Source organism: Streptomyces sp. Ag109_O5-10, from assembly GCF_900105755.1.
Taxonomy (GTDB): domain Bacteria; phylum Actinomycetota; class Actinomycetes; order Streptomycetales; family Streptomycetaceae; genus Streptomyces.
Window position 1 is genome coordinate 8210820 of record NZ_FNTQ01000001.1, and the last position, 22816, is coordinate 8233635.

Sequence of the window (22816 nt, forward strand, 5' to 3'; positions counted from 1 at the left end):
ACGGAGCACCCCGCATGCATGACGACCGCAGCCTGGTCGAAGCCCGCCTGAGGCGGGTCCTCGACGAGCGCATCCGCCCCGCCGTGTATCCCGAGTCCGTGCCGCTCGACGTCGCGGTGTGGCACGCGCCCGGCGAGCCCGTACCGGTCGACGAGGGGCTCGCGGCCGAGCCCGAGCCGATCGCGGTGGGCACCCGGTGGGGTGCTCCGTGGGGCACCAGCTGGTTCCGGGTGACCGGAACCGTCCCCGAGGAGTGGGCCGGCCGGACCGTGGAGGCCCTCCTCGACCTCGGCTTCGACGAGAACATGCCCGGCTTCCAGTGCGAGGGCCTGGTCTACCGCCCCGACGGCACCCCGGTGAAGGGCCTCAACCCGCGCAACCAGTGGGTCCGCGTCGGCGCCCCCGCCGAGGGCGGCGAACAGGTCAGGCTGCACATCGAGGCCGCCTCCAATCCCGTCATCCTCGACTACCACCCGTTCCGGCCCACCTGGCTCGGCGACAAGGACACCGCCGGACACGAACCGCAGTACACGCTCACCCGGATGGACCTCGCCGTCTTCGACGAGACCGTGTGGCAGCTCGTCATCGACCTGGAGGTGCTCGGCGAGCTGATGGCCGAGCTGCCGGCCGACGGGCAGCGCCGCCACGAGATCCTGCGCGCGGTCGAGCGGGCGCTGGACGCGGTCGACCTGCAGGACGTGAACGGCACGGCGGCCGAGGCCCGTGCCCGTCTCGCCGAGGTCCTCGCCGCCCCCGCCGTACCCTCCGCGCACCGGATCAGCGCGGTCGGGCACGCCCATATCGACTCGGCGTGGCTGTGGCCGCTGCGCGAGACCGTCCGCAAGGTCGCCCGCACCACCGCCAACATGACCGCCCTCGCCGAGGACGAACCCGACTTCGTGTTCGCCATGTCCCAGGCCCAGCAGTGGGCCTGGGTGAAGGAGCACCGGCCCGAGGTGTGGGCGCGGGTGAAGAAGGCGGTCGCGGAGGGGCGGTTCGTGCCGGCCGGCGGGATGTGGGTGGAGTCGGACACCAACATGCCGGGTTCGGAGGCGATGGCCCGTCAGTTCGTGCACGGCAAACGGTTCTTCCTCGAGGAGTTCGGGATCGAGAACGACGAGGCGTGGCTGCCCGACACCTTCGGCTTCGCCGCCGGACTTCCGCAGATCATCAGGGCGGCGGGCTCGACCCGCCTCCTCACCCAGAAGATCTCCTGGTCCCAGACGAACAAGTTCCCGCACCACACCTTCCACTGGGAGGGCATCGACGGCACCCGGATCTTCACCCACTTCCCGCCCGTCGACACCTACAACTGCTCCATGAAGGGCAGTGAACTCGCCCACGCGGCACGCAACTTCAAGGACAAGGGCCGCGCCCGGCACTCCCTCGCACCCACCGGGTGGGGCGACGGAGGCGGCGGCACGACCCGTGAGATGGTCGCCAAGTCGGCCCGGGTACGGAACCTGGAGGGCTCACCGACGGTCGTCTGGGAGACGCCGGAGCAGTTCTTCGCCAAGGCCGAGACCGAGTACCCCGACGCGCCCGTCTGGGTCGGCGAGCTCTACCTCGAACTGCACCGCGCCACCCTCACCAGCCAGGCGAAGACCAAGCAGGGCAACCGGCGCAGCGAGCACCTCCTGCGGGAGGCCGAACTGTGGGCGGCGACGGCGGCCGTACGCACCGGATTCCCCTACCCCTACGCGGACTTGGACCGGATCTGGAAGACGGTCCTGCTGCACCAGTTCCACGACATCCTGCCGGGTTCCTCGATCGCCTGGGTGCACCGGGAGGCGAGGGCGACCTACCAGCGGCTCACGGCCGAACTCACCGCGATCATCGACGCGGCCCAGCGGTCCCTGGCGGGGCAGGGCGACCGGCCGCTGCTGTTCAACGCGGCACCGCACAGCCGGGGCGGAGTCCCCGCCGGCGGTGCGGCGCGGGAGCAGCCGTCCGGCGAGGTGACCGTGTCGGACCGGCCCGGGGGCGGACACGTCCTCGCCAACGGCCTCCTGCGCGTCGAGATCGACGCCCGCGGCCTCGTCGTGTCCGCGTACGACCTCGACGCCGACCGCGAGACCGTCGCGCCCGGCACGGCCGCCAACCTGCTCCAGCTCCACCCGGACTTCCCGAACATGTGGGACGCCTGGGACGTCGACGCCTTCTACCGCAACGCGGTCACGGACCTCACCGAGACCGACGAGCTGACGGCCGGTGCGGAGGGCGTCCGGATCGTACGGTCCTTCGGCTCGTCCCGGGTCACCCAGGTGCTGTCCCTGCCACCGGGGGAGCGTCGGCTGCTGATCGACACGGAGGTCGACTGGCACGAGACGGAGAAGTTCCTGAAACTGGCCTTTCCCCTGGACATGCACGCCGAACGATACGCGTCGGAGACCCAGTTCGGTCACTTCCACCGCCCGACCCACACCAACACCTCGTGGGAGGCGGCGAAGTTCGAGGCCTGCAACCACCGCTTCGTCCACCTGGAGGAGCCGGGCTGGGGCGTGGCGATCGTCAACGACTCGACCTACGGCCACGACGTGACCCGCAGCGTCCGCACGGACGGCGACAAGGGAACGACGATCACGGTCCGCGCCTCACTGCTGCGCGCCCCCCGCTTCCCCGACCCCGAGACCGACCAGGGCATCCACCGCTTCCGGCACGCCCTGGTGCCGGGCGCGGCCATCGCGGACGCGGTCCGCGAGGGCTGGCGGATCAACCTGGCGGAGCGCCGGGTGACGGGAGCGAACGACGTCGCTCCGCTGGTCACGGTCGACAACGAGGCGGTGGTGATCACGGCGGTGAAACTGGCCGACGACGGCAGCGGCGACGTGGTGGTCCGCTTCCACGAGGCGCACGGCGGCAGGGCCCGCGCTACGTTGACCGCGGGCTTCGAGGTCGCGGATGTCACGGCGACCGACCTCTTGGAGCGCCCGCTCCCCGACGCACCGGAGCACGTCGGCAACAGCGTCGGACTGCGCCTGCGCCCCTTCGAGTTGATGACCTTGCGACTCCGCCGAGCCTGAGCGGCCCCGTCAGGGGCGCTGGGGGTACCCCCAGCGCCCCTGACGGGCCGCTGCCGAACCGCGGCGGACTTCGCCGGGACCGCTCAGGTGCCGAGCTGTGCGCGCAGCCACTCCTCGACCTCACCGACATGCGCAGCCGCCGCGGCCCTCGCCGCCTCCGGATCCCGGGCGACGAGGGCGCGGTGGATCGCCGCATGCTCCCGCCGCGTCCGGTCGAACGCCCCCTCCTCCTCGTACCCCCGCCACACCCGAGCCCGGAACGTCCGCGAGGACAGGCCCTCCAGGATCGCGGCCATCGTGTCGTTCCCGGCGGCCCCCGCGATCACCCGGTGGAAGGCGAGGTCGTGCGCGAGGATCTCCTCGGGATCGTCCGTCGCGTTCATCGCCGCGAGGTGCTTCTCCACCTCGGCCAACTGGTCGGCCGTGATCCGCGCGGCGGCCAGCGCCGTCGCCGTCGATTCGAGGACCCGCCGCACCTCCAGCAGCTCCACCAGCCGCGGCCCGCGTGACAGGTCGGCGACCACACCGAACGTCTCCAGCAGGTCACCCGCCTCCAGCTGGGTGACGTAGATCCCGGAGCCGTGCCGGGCATCGAGGACGCCGAGGACCGTCAGCGCGCGGATCGCCTCGCGCATGGAGCTGCGCGACATGCCCAGCTGGGCGGCGAGGTCGCGTTCCGTCGGCAGCCGCTGGCCCGGCTCCAGGCGGCCCTCCGCGATCATCGCCTTGATCCGCTCGATGGCGCGCTGCGTCACCGTGCCCTTCTGTGGCGTCGTCTCGTCCACACCGCTCCTCCCGTCGCCGGTGCGCCGAAGTCTAACCAGCGAGGTGGTCCGACCACTACGGCTCGTTCGACGGCTCATCGACGGAAAATAAGCGTTCGCGGGGTGTTGAATCCGCCGAGTGGTCTGATAAGTATGCGGGCATCTGCTCGAACACGCTCGATGAGGAGCTGCCAAGATGCCCGGCAGAACACTGAGGAAGCGGAACAGGTCCCGGATCATCGGCGCGACGGCCGTCGCCGTCGGAGCCTCGCTCGTGCTCGCCGCCTGCGGCAGCACCAAGGACACCGGCAGCGGCAGCGCCGGAGGCGGTGGCACCGGCAAGGTGGGGGTGATCCTGCCCCTGCTGACCTCGCCGTTCTGGCAGTCGTACAACGACTACGTGCCCAAGATGGCGACGTCCGAGGGCGTGGACGCGCTGAAGACGGTCAACTCCAACAGTGACCCCTCGCAGCAGATCACCGACATCAACAACGAGCTGAACCAGGGCGTGAAGGGGCTGGTCGTCGCCCCGCTGGACAGTGCCGCCATCGAGGCGGGACTCGACCAGGCCGAGCGCAAGGGCGTGCCGGTGGTCGCCGTGGACGTCGCGCCGGACAAGGGCAAGGTCGCCATGGTGGTCCGGGCCGACAACGTCGCCTACGGCGAGAAGGCCTGCGACTACCTCGGCCGGCAGGTCACCAGCGGCAAGGTCGTGCAGATCATGGGCGACCTGGCCTCGGTCAACGGCCGGGACCGCTCCGAGGCGTTCCGCTCCTGCGTGAAGAAGAAGTACCCGAAGCTCAAGGTCCTGGAGATCCCCGCCAAGTGGGAGTCCGACACGGCCGCCTCCCAGCTGGGCACGCTGCTCAACGCCAACCCCGACATCAAGGGCATCTACATGCAGGCCGGCGGCGTCTACCTGGCGCCGACCCTGCAGACCCTGAAGTCCAAGGGCATGCTCAAGACGGCCGGGCAGAGCGGGCACATCGTGATCGTCTCCAACGACGGCATCCCGCAGGAGTTCGACGCCATCCGCAAGGGCGAGATCGACGCGACCGTCTCCCAGCCCGCCGACGCCTACGCCAAGTACGGCATGTACTACATCAAGGCGGCGATGGAGGGGAAGACGTTCAAGCCCGGCCCGACCGACCACGACTCCACGATCGTCAAGCTGCCCAGCGGGATCCTGGAGGACCAGCTCCCGGCGCCCTTGGTCACGAAGGACAACGTGGACGACCCGAAGCTGTGGGGCAACACGGTCAAATGATCACGCCACTCGTTGAGGCCCGGGACATCGTCAAGCGGTACGGCCCCACCGTCGCCCTCGCCGACGGCAGGCTCACCGTCCTGCCGGGCGAGTCCCACGCCCTCGTCGGCCGCAACGGCGCCGGCAAGTCCACCCTGGTCAACGTCCTCACCGGCCTCCAGGCTCCGGACGAGGGCACCGTCCGCTTCGACGGCGAACCCGCGCCCGCGCTCGCCGACCGGGACGCCTGGCGGCGCAAGGTGGCCTGCGTCTACCAGAAGCCGACCGTCGTGCCGGAGCTGACGGTCGCCGAGAACCTCTTCATCAACCGGCAGCCCCTGCACCGGGGTTTCATCAGCTGGCGGCGGCTCCGCAGGGAAGCCGCCGCGCTCCTCGACACCTGGGACGTCCGCGTCGACCCCGAGGCGCGCACCGCCGACCTCAAGGTCGAGGACCGGCAGATGGTCGAGATCGCCCGGGCGCTGAGCTTCGGCGCCCGGTTCATCGTCCTCGACGAGCCGACCGCCCAGCTCGACAACCGGGAGATCGAGCGGCTGTTCAGCCGGATGCGGGCGCTCCAGGACTCGGGCGTGACCTTCCTGTTCATCTCGCACCACCTCCAGGAGGTCTACGAGGTCTGCCAGACCGTCACCGTGCTCCGCGACGCCCGCTGGATCGTCACCGCCCCTGTCGCCGACCTGCCCAGGGCCGCCCTGGTGGAGGCGATGGCCGGGGAGGCCGTGACCCGGCAGGAGCAGACGGCACGGGACGCGGTGGCCGCCGAGGCACCCGTCGTCCTCAGCACCAGCGGGCTCACGTCGGAGTCGTACGACGGCATCGACCTCGCCGTCCGCAGCGGAGAGGTCGTCGGCCTGGCCGGCACCAGCGGCAGCGGCAAGATCGAACTCGCCGAGACCATCGCCGGGCTGCGCACCCCCACCGCCGGGACCGCGCAACTGGAAGGCAGGGGGCTGCCGTTCGGGGACGTGCGGGCCGCGCTCCGGGCGGGCGTCGGCTTCGTGCCCCGGGACCGGCACGACCAGGGACTCGTGGCCGGCATGAGCATCGGTGACAACGCCACCCTGACCGTCCTCGACCGGCTCGGCCGGGGCGGGTTCGTCGGCACCGACCGCAAACGGAGTTTCGCCGCCGGGCTGATCGAGCGCCTCGACATCCACGCCGAGGGCCCCGACCAGCCCGTCTCCGACCTGTCCGGCGGCAACGCGCAGAAGGTCGTCATGGCCCGCGCCCTCGCCTCGCGGCCGCGGCTGCTGGTCCTGGTCAACCCCACCGCGGGCGTCGACGTGAAGTCGAAGGAGTCGCTGCTGGCCCGCGTGGACAGCGCCCGTGAGGACGGCACCGCCGTGCTGGTCGTCTCCGACGAACTCGACGACCTGCGCCGCTGCGACCGCGTCCTCGTCCTCTTCCACGGCCGGACCGTCGCCGAACACCCGGCCGGCTGGCACGACCACGAGCTGATCGCCTCCATAGAAGGAGTGGACTCCATGCCCGAAGGAGTGGACCATGGCTGAGACCAAGGCCCCGCCGCTCACCCCGGTGCGCTCCCCCGACCCGCGCGCGGCCCGCACGGTCATCCTGCGCCGGGCCCGTGAACTCGCCCTCGTCCCGGCCCTGTTGCTGCTCATGGTGCTGGGCGCGGTGGTCAACGACTCGTTCCTCACCGAGCGCAACCTGATCTCCATCCTCGGCGCCTCCGCCGCCCTCGCGATGGTGGTGCTCGCCGAGTCGCTGGTCCTGATCACCGGGAAGTTCGACCTCTCCCTGGAGTCGGTCGTCGGCATCGCGCCCGCCGTCGGCGCCCTCCTGGTGCTGCCGTCGGCCGAGTCCGGCTGGGGCACGGAGTTCCCAGCCGCCCTCGCCATGGTCGCGATCCTGGTCGTCGGCGCGGCCGTCGGCGCCTTCAACGGCATCCTGGTCGTCAAGTTCAAGCTCAACGCCTTCATCGTGACGCTCGCGATGCTGATCGTGCTGCGCGGTGTGCTGGTCGGCGCCACCAAGGGCAAGACCCTGTTCGGGATGCCCGACAGCTTCTTCACCCTGGCCACCACCACGTTCCTCAGCGTCCCCATGTCGGTGTGGCTGGCCGCGGTCGCCTTCGCGGTCACCGGCCTCGTGCTGAAGTACCACCGGGTCGGCCGCGCCCTGTACGCCATCGGCGGCAACGCCGACGCGGCCCGCGCCGCCGGTGTCCGCGTCGACCGGGTGATGCTCGGGGTGTTCGTGGTGGCGGGGGTCCTCGCCTCCGTCGGCGGGATCATGCAGACCGGGTACGTGGGCGCGATCAGCGCCAACCAGGGCAACAACATGATCTTCACGGTCTTCGCCGCCGCGGTGATCGGCGGCATCAGCCTCGACGGCGGCAAGGGCACCATGTTCGGCGCCCTGACCGGCGTACTCCTTCTGGGTGTCGTGCAGAACCTGCTCACCCTGGCGCAGGTGCCGTCGTTCTGGATCCAGGCCATCTACGGCGGCATCATCCTCGTCGCCCTCATGATCGCCCGTGTCACCACGGGACGGGCCCAGGACTGACCCGCCCGCGTCCCGAACCCCACCCGAAGGAAAGGCAATCCGTGTCCCCGAGCCCCGCCCGCATCACCGCGGTCCACACCTACGACATCCGCTTCCCCACCTCGCGCGAGCTCGACGGCTCCGACGCGATGAACCCGGACCCCGACTACTCGGCGGCCTACGTCGTGCTGCGCACCGACGCGGGCGACGGGCACGAGGGGCACGGGTTCACGTTCACCATCGGGCGGGGCAACGACGTCCAGGTCGCCGCGATCGACGCGCTGCGGAACCATGTGCTCGGCCGCCCGGTCGACGAGGTCTGCGCCGACCCCGGATCCGTCTACCGGGACCTGATCGGCGACAGCCAGCTGCGCTGGCTCGGCCCCGAGAAGGGCGTGATGCACATGGCGATCGGCGCGGTCGTCAACGCCGTCTGGGACCTCGCCGCCCGCCGCGCCGGCAAGCCGCTGTGGCAGCTGCTCGCCGACGCCGACCCCGAGTGGATCGTCCGGCAGATCGACTTCCGCTACCTCACCGACGCCCTCACCCCCGAGGAGGCCCTGGACATCCTCCAGCGGGGCCGGGAGGGTGCCGAGGGGCGGCGGGCCCGCCTCCTCGACCACGGCTTCCCCGCCTACACCACGTCGGCCGGCTGGCTCGGCTACGACGACGAGAAGCTCACCCGGCTGGCCGCGCAGGCGGTCGCCGACGGGTTCCGGCAGATCAAGCTCAAGGTCGGCGCCGACCTCGACGACGACATCAGACGCTGCCGGGTCGCCCGCCAGGTCGTCGGCCCGGACATCCGCATGGCCATCGACGCCAACCAGCGCTGGAACGTCGACGAGGCGATCCGCTGGACCAAGGCCCTCGCCGAGTTCGACCCGTACTGGATCGAGGAGCCCACCAGCCCCGACGACATCCTCGGCCACGCGGCGATCCGCCGCGCCGTCGCCCCGGTGAAGGTGGCCACCGGCGAGCACGTACAGAACCGGATCGTCTTCAAGCAGCTGCTCCAGGCCGGTGCCGTCGACATCGTCCAGATCGACGCGGCCCGGGTCGCCGGCGTCAACGAGAACCTCGCCGTCCTGCTGCTGGCCGCCAAGTTCGGGGTCCCGGTCTGCCCGCACGCGGGCGGCGTCGGCCTGTGCGAACTCGTCCAGCACCTCTCGATGTACGACTACCTGGCCGTCTCCGGCACCACCGAGGACCGGGTCATCGAGTACGTCGACCACCTGCACGACCACTTCCGCGACCCGGTGGTGATCCGCGAAGGTCATTACGCGGCACCCACCGCACCGGGCTTCTCGGCCGCCCTGCTGCCGGAGTCCGTCGCGGAGTACACCTACCCCGGCGGCACCTTCTGGGCCGCCGACCCCGAGACACAGAAGGGACAGGCGGCATGACCGACTTCGAGGGTCTGAGGGCCCTGGTCACCGGGGGCGCCTCCGGGATCGGGCGGGCCACCGCCGAGCTGCTCGCCGAGCGCGGTGCCCAGGTCGCCGTCCTCGACCTCGACCCGTCCGCCGTGGAGAAGCCGCTGCTCGGCTTCCAGGCCGACGTCACCGACGACGCGTCCGTGCGGACGGCCGTGGCGAGCGCCGCGGAAGCGCTGGGCGGACTCGACGTCCTGGTCAACAACGCGGGCATCGGCGCCCAGGGCACGGTCGAGGACAACGACGACGACGAGTGGCGCCGCGTCTTCGACGTCAACGTCCTCGGCATGGTCCGCGCGGCCCGCGCCGCCCTCCCGCACCTGCGCCGCTCCGAGCACGCGGCGATCGTCAACACCTGCTCCATCGCCGCCACCGCCGGCCTGCCGCAGCGCGCCCTGTACAGCGCCACCAAGGGCGCCGTGTACTCCCTGACGCTGGCCATGGCCGCCGACCACGTCCGCGAGGGGGTCCGCGTGAACTGCGTCAACCCCGGCACGGCCGACACCCCGTGGATCGGCCGCCTCCTGGACAAGGCGCCCGACCCGGCCGCCGAGCGCGTCGCCCTGGAGGCCCGCCAGCCCGCCGGGCGGCTGGTCTCGGCCGCCGAGGTCGCCGGTGCCATCGCCTACCTGGCGAGCCCGCTCTCCGGCGCCACCACCGGCACCTCCCTCGCCGTCGACGGCGGCATGCAGGGCCTCAGGCTGCGGCCGGTGGGCCAGTGAACGCCCTCGGCCGCAGCGGTGTCCGGGTCAGCCCGCTGGGCCTCGGCGCCGCCGTGATCGGCAACCTCTACACCGAACTCCCCGACCGGCAGGCGTACGACACCGTCACCGCCGCCTGGCAGCACGGCATCCGCTACTTCGACACCGCCCCGCACTACGGCCTGGGGCTCTCGGAGCGGCGGCTGGGCGAGGCCCTGCGCCAGTACGACCGGGACGCCTACACCCTCTCCACCAAGGCCGGCCGCCGCCTGGAACCGGGGCCCGGCGACGGCGACGACCTCGCCCACGGCTTCGCCGTGCCCGACACCCTGCGCCGGGTCTGGGACTTCACCGCCGACGGCATCCGCAGCACCCTGGAGGCGAGCCTGGAGCGGCTCGGCCTCGACCGGGTCGACGTCGTGTACCTGCACGACCCCGACGACCACGCCGAACAGGCCTTCCGCGAGGGCTACCCGGCCCTGGAGAAGCTGCGCGCCGAGGGTGTCGTGGGCGCGATCGGCGCCGGCATGAACCAGACGGCGATGCTCACCCGGTTCGTCCGCGACACCGACGTCGACGTGGTGCTGTGTGCCGGCCGCTACACCCTCCTCGACCAGAGCGCCCTCACCGACCTGCTCCCGGCCGCCGCGGAACGCGGCACCTCCGTGGTGATCGGCGGGGCGTTCAACTCCGGTTTGCTGGCCGACCCGAAGCCGGACGCCACCTACAACTACACGCAGGCGTCCACCGAGTTGCTCTCCCGCGCCCTGCGCCTCAAGGCGCTCGCCGAGGAACACGGGACCACGTTGCGTGCCGCCGCCCTCGCCTTCTGCGCGGCCCACCCGGCCGTGGCGAGCGTCCTGGTCGGGGCCCGCTCGGCGGCCGAGATCGCGGACGGGGCGGAGCAGTTCGCCGCGCACGTCCCCGCCGCCTTCTGGCAGGAGCTGCGCGCCTCAGGCCTGCTGCCCGCCGACGCCCCCGTACCCACGGAGGAGGGGTCATGAGGGTCGCCCTGCACACCAAGGTCCGGGCCGACCGCATCCCCGAGTACGAGGCCGCCCACCGCGAGGTCCCCGCCGAACTCACCGACGCCATCCGCGCGGCCGGGGCCACCTCCTGGACCATCTGGCGCAGGGGGACCGACCTCTTCCACGTCCTGGACTGCGCCGACTACGGCCGCCTCCTCGCCGAACTGGAGCGGCTCCCGGTCAACGTGGCCTGGCAGGCCCGGATGGCCGAGCTTCTCGACGTCGTCCACGACTACTCCGAGGCGGGCTCGGAGGCCGGCCTGCCCGTCGTATGGGAGCTGCCGTGACGATCGACGCCCACCACCACGTCTGGGACCTCTCGGTACGGGACCAGGACTGGATCACCGGACCGGGACTCCGGCCGCTCAGAAGGAACTTCACCGTCGAGGACCTCGCACCCGAGGCCGCGGCGGCCGGGGTCACCCGCACGGTCCTCGTCCAGACGATCACCGTCCCCGAGGAGACCCCCGAGTTCCTCGCCCTCGCCGACGCCCACGACCTGGTCGCCGGAGTCGTCGGCTGGACCGACCTGACCCGCCCGGACGTCTCCGACACACTCGCCCGCCTGCGCGAACTCCCCGGCGGCCCCTACCTGAAGGGCATCCGCCACCAGGTCCAGGGCGAACCCGACCCGGAGTGGTTGCTGCGCCCGGACGTCGCCCGGGGCCTGGCCGCGCTCGCGGACGCGGGCCTGGTCTACGACCTCGTCGTCCAGGCCCACCAGCTCCCGGCCGCCGTCAAGGCCGCCGAGTCCCACCCGGACCTCACCTTCGTCCTCGACCACCTGGGCAAGCCGCCCATCGCGTCCGGCGCCCTCGAACCCTGGGCCGGGGCCGTCCGCGCCCTCGCCGCCCGCCCCAACACCGTCTGCAAGCTCTCCGGCATGGTCACGGAGGCCGACCACGCCTCCTGGACCGTCGACGACCTGCGCCCGTACGCCGAGACGGTCCTGGACGCCTTCGGCCCCGACCGCCTGATGTTCGGCTCGGACTGGCCGGTGTGCGTCCTGGCCGGGACCTACGGCGAAGTCCTCGACGCGGCGGTCCAGTTGGTAGCCCCGACCGACCGCACCGCCGTCTTCGAGACCACCGCCGCCCGGGTCTACGGCCTCTGAGCCGTCCCCGTCAGCCGGGTCGGCGGCAGGAACTCCCGTACGTAGGTCCGCTCCCAGCACGCGCCCGTCTCCCGGAGCTCCCGCCAGTCGGTGTAGCGGTAGCGGAAGAGGCGGGCGCGGACGAAGCGCGGGGGCTCGCCGGGCGGGAAGGGGGAGCGGCGCAGCAGCCTGAGCGTGTCCCGGTCGTTCTCCAGGAGGCGCTCGACCAGCCCGCCGAACCACTCCCCGGCGTACGCGGGGGAGAGGGCGGCGAACCACATCAGCCAGTCCAGCCGGAGGTGGTAGGGCGCGAACTGGCGCGGCCAGTGCCGGGGGTCGCCCGGCTTGCCCCTGAACTCGTACTCCCGCCAGTCCGATTCCTCGCGCGGGGTGCCGTCCAGCGTGCCCTCGACCACCACCTCGTAGCGGACCCGGCTGACGCTGCCGAACGCGCCGTAGGTGTTGACCAGGTGCAGCGGGTCGAAGGAGCGGTTCATGACCTGGCGGCGGGAGACCATGTTCACCACCGGTCGGTAGCTCAGGAAGAGGAGCAGCGCGGCCACGGCGAGGACGACCACCTCGTACCAGAGCGGAGCGGGCGGCGCGGTACGGCGGTCCGTGGGGAGACGGAGCGCCGACACGGCCAGCACGATGGTGATCCAGTTCAGCCAGGCGAAGTTGCCGGAGGCCACCAGCCACAGCTGGGTGAGGATCATCAGCGACGCGGCCGCCGTCGCGACCGGCTGCGGGGTGAACAGCAGGAAGGGGACCAGCAGCTGGGTGACGTGGTTCGCGGCCACCTCCGCCTTGTGCACCGGTCCGGGCAGATGGTGGAAGAACCAGCTCAGCGGGCCCGGCATCGGCTGGGTCTCGTGGTGGTAGTGGAGACAGGTGAGCTTGCGCCAGCAGGCGTCCCCGCGCATCTTGATCAGCCCGGCCCCGAACTCCACCCGGAACAGGATCCAGCGCAGCAGGAAGAGCACCACGACCGGCGGGGCCACCTCGTCGTTGCCCAGGAAGACGGCGAGGAAGCCGGTCTCCAGGAGCAGCGACTCCCAGCCGAACGCGTACCAGGTCTGGCCGACATTGACGATCGAGAGGTACAGCGCCCAGGGGACCAGCCACAGCACCATCCCGGCCCACAGCGGGAGTTCGGAGTCCGCGCCCGCCAGCAGCGCCGCCGACACCGCGCAGCCCGCCCAGGCACAGCCCGCGAAGAGGCGGTCCGAGTAGCGCAGCTGGAACAGGCTCGGCGCCCGCCGGAAGGGGACGCGGGCGACGTACCTCGGGATCGGCAGCATCCCGCGCTCGCCCAGCAGGGCCCGGAACTGCAGCGCCGCCGTCAGGAACGCGACGAGGTACACGGCGGCCAGAGCCCGCTGGAAGACCAGCCGGCTCACCCAGTACCCGGGGTCGGTGAACCAGTCCACGGTCGTGCGCTCCTGACTCTCTCCGGTGTGCGGCCCGGACGGGCAGGGCCTGTCACCCTGTGTACCGTGCCTTCCCGCTTGCGTAACCCGGGCGAGTGAAACAGACAATAAGGGAGGAATTGCCCACAAAGGGTTCCCCTGGCATGGTGGCCCCATGGCTGACCGGGGAGCGAGCGCTCCGTCACTCCCGGACGACTGGCCCGCCCATCTGGACCACCCGATCCTGGCGCTCAACCACATGGGCACCTTCGACTGGGATCTCGACGCCGGCCTGTTCCACATGGACACCCAGGCGTACGAGGTGTTCGACCTGACCCCCGAGGAGTACGACGGCCGTCCCGAGTCCCTCGCCCTCCGGGTACCCCCGGCCGAGTCCAGCAGACTGGACGCGGTGGTGTCCCGGGCCATCAAGGACGGCAGCGAGAACTACGGGACCTACTTCCGCATCCGGTGCCGCGACGGCACCCCGCGCTGGACCCACACGCAGGGCTACATCCGGCGCGACGAGACGGGCCGCCCGCGCCGGGTCGTCGGGATCGTCAGGGACGCCACGCAGGAGCTGGAGGACAGCGAGGCCCGTGACATCCGGGACGCCCAGGGGCAGGCGCTGCGCAGGCAGACCGGCGTCGTCCAGGCGGTCAGCGCGGCGCTCGCGCACGCCAGCAGCGTCCAGGAGGTCATCGACGTCCTCAAGGACAGCCACGGCATCCCCAACCTGGGCGCCACCAGCCTGGTGATGGGCCTGGTCGAGGCGGGCCGGATCCGGCTCGTCGCCGAGGGGCCGGCCGGCAGCTTCGTGCCCGGCACCCGGATCACCCGGATAGACGAGCCCTACCCGATGGGCGAGGTGGTGCGGACCCTCAGCCCCTGCTTCATCGAGTCGCCGGAGGCGTTCGCCGAGGGCTACCCGATACTGTGGCCGCACATCACCGACCTGCACATCACCTCAGCGGCCTATCTGCCCCTGATCGCCCAGGCCCGCCCGATCGGCGCCATGGGCCTGCTCTACAACGACAGGCTCGGCTTCTCCACCGAGGAACGCGCCGTCCTGGTCGCGCTCGGCAGCAGCATCGCGCAGAGCCTCCAGCGGGCCATGCTCTTCGAGCAGGAGAAGGACCTCGCCCAGGGCCTCCAGCAGGCCATGCTGCCGCGCACCATCCCCAGCGTGCCCGGCGCCGACGTCGCCGTCCGCTACCGCTCCGCGGCCGCCGGCGGCGGCTCCCTCGGCCGGGACATCGGCGGCGACTGGTACGACCTCATCCCGCTGCCGGGCGGCCGGGTCGGCGCGGTGATCGGTGACGTCCAGGGCCACGACACGCACGCGGCGGCCGTCATGGGCCAGCTGCGCATCGTGCTGCGCGCCTACGCCGCCGAGGGCCACGCCCCGGCCACCGTGATGGCGCGCGCCTCCGTCTTCCTGGACGAGCTCGACACCGACCGTTTCGCCACCTGCCTGTACGCCGAGGCCGACCTGGCCACCGGCGTCGTCCAGGTGGTCCGTGCCGGGCACATCGACCCGCTGGTCCGCACCGCCGACGGCGGCTGCCGCCGGATGCCCGTCGAGGGCGGGCTGCCGCTCGGTCTGTCCGCCGAGTTCCACAGCCTGGAGTACCCGGTGTCCACCCTGGAGCTGGACCCCGGCGAGACGCTGCTGCTGTGCACCGACGGGCTCGTCGAACAGCCCGGCAAGGACCTCGGGGACGGCATGCGGGCGCTGGCCGAGCAGGTCGCCAAGGGTCCGGACGACGTGCGCGAACTCGCCGACCTGCTGATCGACATCGCCGACGAGCAGGGCGGTGACGACGACGTGGCCCTGCTCCTGCTGCGCCGCCGCGGCTCCGACACCGCGCAGGCCGTCGGCCGCCTCCAGCAGCACGTGGCCTCCGGCGACCCCGAGGCGCTCGCCCTGGCCCGGCACATGGTCCGCGCCGCCGTCCGCGCCTGGGGCGCCGGGGACCGCGCCGACGAGATCGAGCTGGTCGCCGACGAACTGGTCACCAACGCGCTGATGCACACCGAGGGCTCCGCCATCGTCACCATCCGGGCCCTCGTCGGCACCGACCGCCGGCTGCGGGTCGAGGTCGAGGACTCCTCCAGCGCCCTGCCACGCCGCCGGGACGCGGGCGAGGACGGCGTCTCAGGCCGCGGGCTGCTGCTCGTCGACCAGATCGCCGACGCCTGGGGCGTGGAGGCCCGCGGCGGCGGCAAGGCGGTCTGGTGCGAGTTCCGCGTGCCGGAGAAGGACGACGGCAGCGCCCCGTAGTACCCCCCAGCCGAAGGCTGGGGAAGGAAATGGGCGACAAGCCCCCTACGCCGCCGCAGCCGCGGGACGACCCGACGCGGCACTTCCGGCGGACCGCGCACGCGCAGCGGATGGCACCCTGGACGCATGCCCGAACTGCCCGAGGTCGAAGCGCTCAGGGACTTCCTGACCGAGCACCTGGTCGGCCGCCAGGTCGTACGCGTGCTGCCGGTCGCCGTCAGCGTCCTGAAGACGTACGACCCCCCGGTCGGCGCCTTCGAGGGCAGCGAGGTCGTCGCCGTGCACCGGCACGGCAAGTTCCTGGACATCGAGGGCGACCGCGGACTGCGGTTCGTGACCCACCTGGCCCGCGCCGGCTGGCTCCAGTGGAAGGACCGGCTGCCGGACGGGCTGCCCCGCCCCGGGAAGGGTCCGCTGGCGCTGCGAGCGGCCCTGGAGACGGGTGCGGGCTTCGACCTCACCGAGGCCGGCACCCAGAAGAAGCTGGCCGTGTACGTCGTCCGAGACCCGCAGGACGTCCCCGGCATCGCCCGGCTCGGCCCCGACCCGCTCGCCGGCGACTTCGACGAGGCCCGGCTGGCCGCCCTGCTGAAGGACGAGCGGCGCCGGCTCAAGGGCGCCCTGCGCGACCAGAGCCTGATCGCCGGGGTGGGCAACGCCTACAGCGACGAGATCCTGCACGCGGCGAAGATGTCCCCGTTCAAGCTGGCCGCGTCCCTGACACCGGAGGAGACGCACCGGCTCTACGAGGCGCTGCGCACCACCCTCACCGAGGCGGTGGAGCGCTCCCACAGCCTGGCGGCGGGGCGGCTCAAGGCCGAGAAGAAGAGCGGTCTGCGCGTCCACGGCCGGACCGGCGAGCCCTGCCCGGTCTGCGGCGACACCATCCGCGAGGTCTCCTTCAGCGACTCCTCGCTGCAGTACTGCCCGACCTGCCAGACCGGCGGCAAGCCGCTCGCGGACCGCCGCATGTCCCGGCTGCTCAGGTAGCCGGCGCTCACCTGGGGTCCAGGGTCACCAGGCGCTGCCCGTCCGCGTCGCGCACCTCGTAGCGGTCGATCTCGTCGGGGTGCATCGAGGCGCCGCCGGCCATGGTGCTCACCCGGTCGTCGTGGTCCCGCTCCGCCCAGGTGGTGACGATCTGCTCGGAGCCGTCGTGGCCGACGGCGACCAGGCGGCAGGAGCGCGGCCCGTCCGGGTCCTTCACCTGCAGCTCGATCGTGCTGCCCGAGTCCGTGTCCTCCGACTTCACCTGCGCCCAGATCCCGGAGTGCGCGTCGGTGGCCGCGGTGACCTGTACGGTCGGCGCGGCCTCGTGGCCGACGTAGGCCGCGATGCCGGGGCCGGCGACCGCGAACACCACCGAGGCGGCCAGGCCGTACAGCAGCTTGCGGCGCTTGGCCCGGTGCCGGGTCGCGACCTCGGCGAGCAGCCGGTCGAGGAGCCGGGGGCCGGGCTGTGCCATGGGGTGCACGAAGCGCGGCGTGGCCCGGCGGTACAGCATCAACTGCCGTGCCGCGGGGCCGAACTCGGTCACGTGTGCCGTGCAGCTCGGGCACTCCATGAGATGGTCCTCGAAGCGGAAGGCCTCCGCCTCGTCCAGCACGCCGAGCGCGTACGCGCCGACGTCGCGATGCCTTTCCAGGGACCTCATGCCGAATCCTCGTGCCGATGGGTGCGGGTGGGGGTTACTCGTTGTTCCTTGCTCCCACCCGTACGCAGTCGGCAGCCGTTTCACTCAAGCCACGTACAGAATCGTAATCAACGGATTCGGAGCGGCCGGGCCCGCGGATTGGTCCCGAATCAAAAAAGATGGATGGCGAGGTGCCCGAGGGGCAGACCGAGCCGCCAGGCGGGGGTCCACACCTTCGGTCCGTCGTCCTCGCCGAACACCGAACCACCGCCCGGCACCGCGTCCAGGTCGGGCGCCAGCAGCTCGGTCTCCTCCAGCCAGCGCCAGGCGGCCGTGGCCAGTTCCAGGTCCGGTGACGGCCCGCCCGACTCGGCGGCCTCGGCCGTCACCACTGCCATACGTCCGCCGACCCAGTCCTGCCACGGCTGGTCGTACGCCGTGAGCGAAAGCCAGTTCTCCAACTGGGACACGACCCGGATGCCCGACAGTTCGCCGTCCGTGTCGGAGAGGAAGATGGTCAGCGCCAGCGCGTCGCGGCCGGCCCGGAACTCGAAGGACGTCGGCGGCATGAGATCGCCGGTGCGCAGCAGTTCGTCGGCGATGTACTCGGCGTAGAACCAGGCCATCGGGACCGCCAGTTCCCCGCTTCCGGCCCCGTCCGTGCTCTCTTGACCTCTGTGCAGCATCCCGTCCTGCCTTCCTCCGGTGCGCGCGTGGCCCCGACCCCGGGTCCGTCCCTCTCCCGGTGCGGAACACGGATGAAGACAGCTGATTGCCCAAACATGGTCCTCAGCAAGGCGCTTTACCGAGGTTTGACCTGGCTCGCGGTTTCAGTGCAGGTCGGGTGCATAACCGGGCAGAACCCGGCGCAGGGCGCGCAGCGCGTAGTACGCCCGCGACTTCACGGTACCGGGTGGGATCCCGAGGGCCTCGGCTGCTTCCGCAACACTCGCCCCCTGGAAGTACACCAGCACCAGGACTTCACGGTGCTCGGGGGTGAGAGTCTTCACAGCCTCCCGGACGTCGAGCGTCGCGGCGGCGCGTTCGGCGTGGTCGCCGGCGGCCCGGGTGTTCTCCAGGACGGCGTCGTGCACCTCGACGGGCCGCGCCTGCCGGGCCCGGCGCGCGTCGATGGCGAGCCGCCGGCCGACCGTCAGCAGCCACGGCAGCACGGAGTCGAAGGCGTCGGCGCGCAGCGCCTCGGGGTGCTGCCAGGCGCGTACGAGGGTCTCCTGGACGAGGTCCTCGGCCCGCTGCCGGTCCCCGTCGCTGAGCCGGAGCAGCAGCGCGAAGAGCGGTCGGCCGTGCTCGCGCTGGAGCGCGACGAGCTCGTGCTCGGCGGTCGTCGTCCCGTGGGGAAGGGTGGTTCCGGCCGTCATGGCCGTATGGCATCGCAGGGCCCGGCCGGGGGACAGGGGGCATGCCGGGATGTGCGGCGGACGGTCGATCGCGTCGGTGAACGGTGCGACGAACGGTCCCGCACCCCCCGTACCCGACCCGGATGGGTCAATCGGGGCGCCTGAGTTGTTTGCGGCTGCCTCCACCTTCGTACCCATTGATCTGTAAATCGGACAAGGCTTGCGACTCTGGGGTACTCCTGATGATCAATCGCAGACGCCAGGCGGCCCTGGCCCTGACCGCCCTGCTCGCCGCCGCGGCCGCATGCCAGAACCACGTGCGGGAGGAGAGCGCCGCCCCGCCCCCGCAACCGGCACCGGCCGTGCCCGCCACCGGCTTCACCCTCGTCGCCTCGGGTGACGTCATGCCGCTGAACTCCGCGTACGACCACGCGAACTTCGACGCGGGCGGCAACGGCTACGACTTCCGCCCGATGCTCACCGGCGTCGCACCGGTCGTCTCCCGCGCCGACCTGGCGCTCTGTCACCTGGCGACCGTCACCGGCACGGACGGCGAACGGCCCGGGCTCACCTCCCCGCCGCAGCTCGCGGAGGCACTCGCCGCCACCGGCTACGACGGCTGCTCCACCGCCTCCGACCGCGCCCTGGACGACGGCGCCGCGGGCATCCAGCGCACCCTCGACGCCCTGGACCGGGTGGGCGTCAGACACTCCGGCACCGCCCGCACCCAGGCCGAGGCCGGCACCCTCACCCTGCTGAACGCGGGCCGCGCCAAGGTCGCCCAGCTCTCCTACACCTACGACGTCAACGGCAACTCCCTGCCGCCCGGCCAGCCCTGGGCGGTCGGCCTCCTCGACGAGAACCGCATCCTCGCCGACGCCCGCGCCGCCCGGCAGGCGGGCGCCGACGTGGTCGTGGTCTCCGTACACTGGGGCGCCGAGGGCACGGACGCCCCCGACCAGCAGCAGCTGACCCTCGCCAAACGGCTCACCGAGGCCCGCACCGGCGGCCGCCCCGACATCGACCTGATCCTCGGCACCCACGCCCACGTCCCGCAGGCCTACGAGAAGGTCAACGGCACCTGGGTGGTCTACGGCCTCGGCGACCAGCTGGCCGGCGAGATGTACAACAGCCAGGGCCGGCAGGACCCGCGCGGCAACCAGTCCACCCTCGCCCGCTTCACCTTCAGCCCGCCCACCACCCCGGGCGGCCGCTGGGAGGTCGCCAAGGCCGAGTTCGTCCCCCAGCTCTACGACGTCGACGCGGGCCGGGTCGTCGACCTCAACGCGGCCATCGACCAGGGCGCCGACTTCACCGCCGCCCGGGACGCCATCCGGGACGTCGTGCTCAGCCGCGGCGCCGCCAAGGACGGACTGATCATGGGGGAGTAGCGGCGGTCACCCCACGCGGCGGTCACCCCGAGTGCCGGTCACTCCACGTCGACGTGGTCGAAGGTCACCAGCAACTGCCTCAGCACCCGCACGCACGCCGTGAGCTCGGCGTCGGTCAGGTCGCCGCCGACCTGCCGGTTCAGGGCGTGCTCGCGGGCGAGGATCGCGGTGACGGTCGCCCGGCCCTCGTCCGTGAGGCGGATCAGCGAGGAGCGCTGGTGCGCCGGGTTGGGGGTGACCTCGGCCCAGCCGCGCGCCACCGCGTCGTTCACCATGCGCTGCACGAACTGCCGGCTCAGCGCCATGATCCGGCCCATCTGGGGCACCGTCATGGGCTCGTACCGGCGCAGCAGGTCCAGCACCGAGCGCACCCCGACCGAGGCCCCCTCGATCTGCTCGCCCTGCTCGACCTTGCGGAAGGCGCGCCGGTAGAGCGGGCCGATCAGATCGAACACCTCGGTGATGCGCTCGCCCAGCTCGTCGGGGGCGAGGGGCTTGTCCATGTCGTCCACCCGGCCATCATGCACCTCCCGTCAAGATGACAACTGGGTTGTCAAAGACGCGTGAAGATGACACCTTGGTTGTCATGAATGCTGCTGCGGACGTCCGCTTCTTCCCGTCCTCCGACGGCGACCTCGCCTACCTCGACACCGGCTCGGGCGACCCGGTGGTCCTGCTCCACTCCGGGTACGTCGACCACCGCTTCTGGTACCGGCAGGTTCCGGCGCTCGCCGCCGGGTACCGGGTGATCGCCCCGGACGTGCGCGGCCACGGCTTCTCCGCCAACGCGGGCGCGCCGTTCCGCTGGGCCGACGACCTCGCCGCGCTCCTGCGTCACCTCGACGCCGGGCCCGCGGTCCTGGTCGGCGTCTCGATGGGCGGCGTGATCGCCACCGACACCGTGCTGGAACACCCCGAGCTGGTCCGCGCGGTGGTCACCTGCGGTGCCGCCACCGGCGACTTCAGGTACACCGGCCCCTGGCACACGGAACTCCAGGCCGAGTACGCCCGCACCCTGGGCGCCGGTGACATCGACGGCTGGCTCGACGCCTTCGTGAAGGTCGTGGCGGGCGAGCACCGCTCCCTCGACGACGTCGACCCGGAGATCCCGCGCCGGCTGCGGGAGCTGGCCCTGCACATGATCTCCAAGCACACGCCCGACGAGCCCGACCGGCTGATCCGCGTGACCGACTCCTGGTCACGCGTGCCGAAGATCGACGTCCCGGTGCTCGCGGTCAACGGCGGACTGGAACCCGCCGAACTGCTCGCCGCCGCCGAGCGCCTGGCCCGCGAGGTCCCGAACGGCCGCGCCGAGGTCGTCGAGGGCGCCGGCCACTACCCGAACCTGGAGAAGCCCGAGGAGTTCAACGCCCTCCTGCTCGGCTTCCTCCACGGCCTCTAGGCCTGCGCGACCAGCCACGACGGGGCCGCAGCCGGCGGACGGCGCACCGCGGTCCTTCCGGCGCAGCCGGTCACCGCCCGGCCAGCCGCGACCTCTTGTACGAGTAGCCGAAGTAGATCACGCACCCGATCACGAACCAGACCGCGAACCGCACCCAGGTCTCCCACTTCAGGAACGTGATCAGCCAGATCGAGAAGACGACACCCAGCGCCGGCACGAACGGCATCCACGGCGTACGGAAGCTGCGCGGCAGCTCCGGCCGGCGGTAGCGCAGCACGATGACCGCCGTGCACACCACCACGAACGCCAGCAGGATGCCGATGTTGGTGAGTTCGGCCGCCTCGCCGATCGGCACGAACCCGGCGAGCAGTGCCGAGGCGACCCCCACGATCCAGGTCACCCGGGTCGGCACGTGCCGCGTCGGGTGCGTCTTCGCGAACCAGCCGGGCAGCAGCCCGTCCCGCGACATGGAGAACCAGACCCGGGTCACGCCCAGCATGAACGTGAACATGACGGTGAGGATGCCGATGATCGCGCCCACCGCGATCACGTCCGCCAGGCCGCTCAGCCCCACCGACTTGAACGCCGTCGAGAAGCCGCTCTCCGGGTCGATGTCCTTGTACTTCTGCATGCCCGTCAGGACCAGGCAGGCCGCCACGTACAGCACCATCGAGATCGCCAGCGAGTAGATGATCGCCTTCGGCATGTGCCGCTGGGCGTCCTTCGACTCCTCGGCCGCCGTCGACATCGCGTCGTACCCGAAGACCGCGAAGAACACGGTCGCCGCCCCGGTGAACGTCCCGCTGACGCCGAACGGGAAGAAGGGGTGGTAGTTGGCCGCATTGATGTGGAAGACACCCACGCCGATCACCAGCAGCACCACCAGCACCTTGAGCACCACCACGATCGTCTCGAAGCGGGCCGCGCTCCGGATGCCGAGGTTGAGCAGATACGCGATGAGCAGACAGAGCAGGGCGGCGAACAGGTCGACCCGGTGGCCGTCGCCGGTGCCGGGCGCGCCGAGCATCCAGTGCGGCAGGTTCGCGCCCATCTCCTCGACCAGGAAGCTGAAGTACCCCGAGATGCCGATCGCGACCACCGCCACGATCGCCGTGTACTCCAGGAGCAGGTCCCAGCCGATGAACCAGCCCGCGAACTCGCCGAGCACCGCGTAGCCGTACGTGTAGGCAGATCCCGCCTTCGGGATCAGCCCGGCGAACTCGGCGTACGACAGGGCCGCGCAGGCGCTCGCCACCCCGGCGATGAGGAACGAGACCAGGACGGCGGGCCCTGCCGTCTCGTTGGCGACCGTGCCCGCGAGCGTGAAGATGCCCGCACCGATGATGCCTCCCACGCCGATCGCGGTGAGCTGCACCAGCCCGAGCGATCTGTCGAGCCGGGCGCCCTCGGTGACCTCGCTCTCCTCGACGTGCTCGATGGGTTTGCGACGGAGAATTCCTTCACCCATGCGGAGCTTGGCCATGTGCCTCACCTCTTCGCCGATCGCGAACGGCTGACGGCC

At 71.7% G+C, this 22816-nt stretch carries 20 protein-coding genes; 13 read left to right on the forward strand and 7 right to left on the reverse strand.

The features are described 5' to 3' along the window. Positions 1-14: 14 nt before the first annotated feature. Complete coding sequence (locus BLW82_RS37390) at positions 15-3023, forward strand: alpha-mannosidase (RefSeq protein WP_093506102.1); 3009 nt, start codon at positions 15-17, stop codon at positions 3021-3023. An 83-nt stretch (positions 3024-3106) separates the two neighbouring features. On the opposite strand, the gene BLW82_RS37395 is transcribed toward BLW82_RS37390, so the two are convergent. Next, positions 3107-3808, reverse strand: coding sequence for a FadR/GntR family transcriptional regulator (locus BLW82_RS37395; protein ID WP_093506104.1), 702 nt, complete (start codon positions 3806-3808; stop codon positions 3107-3109). Positions 3809-3983: 175 nt separating this feature from the next. Here BLW82_RS37395 and BLW82_RS37400 point away from each other — a divergent pair, with 175 nt between their 5' ends. Genes BLW82_RS37400 through BLW82_RS37435 form a run of 8 tightly spaced genes read left to right on the forward strand, consistent with a single transcriptional unit; the run spans position 3984 to position 11838 of the window. Next, entirely contained in the window at positions 3984-5054 is a 1071-nt protein-coding gene (locus BLW82_RS37400; RefSeq protein ID WP_093506105.1) for a sugar ABC transporter substrate-binding protein, read from the forward strand. Beyond that, a complete protein-coding gene (locus tag BLW82_RS37405; RefSeq protein WP_093506107.1) occupies positions 5051-6565 on the forward strand; it encodes a sugar ABC transporter ATP-binding protein in 1515 nt (504 codons plus the stop codon). Before BLW82_RS37400 ends, BLW82_RS37405 begins: the two co-directional genes overlap by 4 nt. Then, positions 6558-7583 carry an ABC transporter permease gene (locus BLW82_RS37410; protein ID WP_093506109.1) on the forward strand — a complete coding sequence of 342 codons (1026 nt, stop codon included), beginning with the start codon at positions 6558-6560 and terminating at the stop codon, positions 7581-7583. Before BLW82_RS37405 ends, BLW82_RS37410 begins: the two co-directional genes overlap by 8 nt. 41 nt (positions 7584-7624) lie before the next feature. After that, positions 7625-8965, forward strand: coding sequence for an L-fuconate dehydratase (locus BLW82_RS37415; protein WP_093506111.1), 1341 nt, complete (start codon positions 7625-7627; stop codon positions 8963-8965). Then, positions 8962-9717, forward strand: coding sequence for an SDR family NAD(P)-dependent oxidoreductase (locus BLW82_RS37420; protein ID WP_093506113.1), 756 nt, complete (start codon positions 8962-8964; stop codon positions 9715-9717). The genes BLW82_RS37415 and BLW82_RS37420 overlap by 4 nt, the downstream gene beginning before the upstream one ends. Further along, positions 9714-10700, forward strand: coding sequence for an aldo/keto reductase (locus BLW82_RS37425; RefSeq protein WP_093506115.1), 987 nt, complete (start codon positions 9714-9716; stop codon positions 10698-10700). Before BLW82_RS37420 ends, BLW82_RS37425 begins: the two co-directional genes overlap by 4 nt. Next, positions 10697-11011 carry an L-rhamnose mutarotase gene (locus BLW82_RS37430; RefSeq protein WP_093506117.1) on the forward strand — a complete coding sequence of 105 codons (315 nt, stop codon included), beginning with the start codon at positions 10697-10699 and terminating at the stop codon, positions 11009-11011. Before BLW82_RS37425 ends, BLW82_RS37430 begins: the two co-directional genes overlap by 4 nt. Next, on the forward strand, positions 11008-11838 hold the full coding sequence (locus tag BLW82_RS37435) for an amidohydrolase family protein (RefSeq protein ID WP_093506119.1): 831 nt from the start codon (positions 11008-11010) through the stop codon (positions 11836-11838). The genes BLW82_RS37430 and BLW82_RS37435 overlap by 4 nt, the downstream gene beginning before the upstream one ends. Here BLW82_RS37435 and BLW82_RS37440 read toward each other — a convergent pair. Beyond that, positions 11826-13247 carry a lipase maturation factor family protein gene (locus BLW82_RS37440; RefSeq protein ID WP_093506121.1) on the reverse strand — a complete coding sequence of 474 codons (1422 nt, stop codon included), beginning with the start codon at positions 13245-13247 and terminating at the stop codon, positions 11826-11828. The genes BLW82_RS37435 and BLW82_RS37440 overlap by 13 nt on opposite strands. Positions 13248-13401: 154 nt before the next feature. On the opposite strand from BLW82_RS37440, the gene BLW82_RS37445 reads away from it, so the two are divergent. Both BLW82_RS37445 and BLW82_RS37450 read left to right on the forward strand, forming a co-directional pair. Next, entirely contained in the window at positions 13402-15510 is a 2109-nt protein-coding gene (locus BLW82_RS37445; RefSeq protein WP_093506123.1) for a SpoIIE family protein phosphatase, read from the forward strand. A 126-nt stretch (positions 15511-15636) separates the two neighbouring features. Next, positions 15637-16500: an Fpg/Nei family DNA glycosylase gene (locus BLW82_RS37450; RefSeq protein ID WP_093506125.1), complete on the forward strand. Its 864-nt coding sequence runs from the start codon at positions 15637-15639 to the stop codon at positions 16498-16500. A 7-nt stretch (positions 16501-16507) separates the two neighbouring features. Here BLW82_RS37450 and BLW82_RS37455 read toward each other — a convergent pair whose 3' ends face one another. The 3 genes from BLW82_RS37455 to BLW82_RS37465 form a co-directional block, all read right to left on the reverse strand. Continuing rightward, positions 16508-17164: a zf-HC2 domain-containing protein gene (locus tag BLW82_RS37455; RefSeq protein WP_093506127.1), complete on the reverse strand. Its 657-nt coding sequence runs from the start codon at positions 17162-17164 to the stop codon at positions 16508-16510. Between the two features lie 149 nt (positions 17165-17313). Further along, positions 17314-17829, reverse strand: a complete 516-nt coding sequence (locus BLW82_RS37460) for a hypothetical protein (protein ID WP_093506129.1) — start codon at positions 17827-17829, stop codon at positions 17314-17316. Positions 17830-17973: 144 nt separating this feature from the next. After that, positions 17974-18522, reverse strand: coding sequence for a sigma-70 family RNA polymerase sigma factor (locus BLW82_RS37465; protein WP_093506131.1), 549 nt, complete (start codon positions 18520-18522; stop codon positions 17974-17976). A 221-nt stretch (positions 18523-18743) separates the two neighbouring features. On the opposite strand from BLW82_RS37465, the gene BLW82_RS37470 reads away from it, so the two are divergent. After that, positions 18744-19892, forward strand: a complete 1149-nt coding sequence (locus BLW82_RS37470) for a CapA family protein (RefSeq protein ID WP_093506132.1) — start codon at positions 18744-18746, stop codon at positions 19890-19892. Positions 19893-19930: 38 nt separating this feature from the next. Here the strand turns inward: BLW82_RS37470 and BLW82_RS37475 are convergent, their stop codons facing one another. After that, positions 19931-20395: a MarR family winged helix-turn-helix transcriptional regulator gene (locus BLW82_RS37475; protein WP_371131521.1), complete on the reverse strand. Its 465-nt coding sequence runs from the start codon at positions 20393-20395 to the stop codon at positions 19931-19933. A gap of 83 nt (positions 20396-20478) precedes the next feature. On the opposite strand from BLW82_RS37475, the gene BLW82_RS37480 reads away from it, so the two are divergent. Beyond that, complete coding sequence (locus BLW82_RS37480; protein ID WP_093506136.1) at positions 20479-21294, forward strand: alpha/beta fold hydrolase; 816 nt, start codon at positions 20479-20481, stop codon at positions 21292-21294. Positions 21295-21364: 70 nt separating this feature from the next. Here the strand turns inward: BLW82_RS37480 and BLW82_RS37485 are convergent, their stop codons facing one another. Beyond that, on the reverse strand, positions 21365-22777 hold the full coding sequence (locus tag BLW82_RS37485) for an amino acid permease (protein ID WP_093508476.1): 1413 nt from the start codon (positions 22775-22777) through the stop codon (positions 21365-21367). Positions 22778-22816 lie beyond the last annotated feature (39 nt).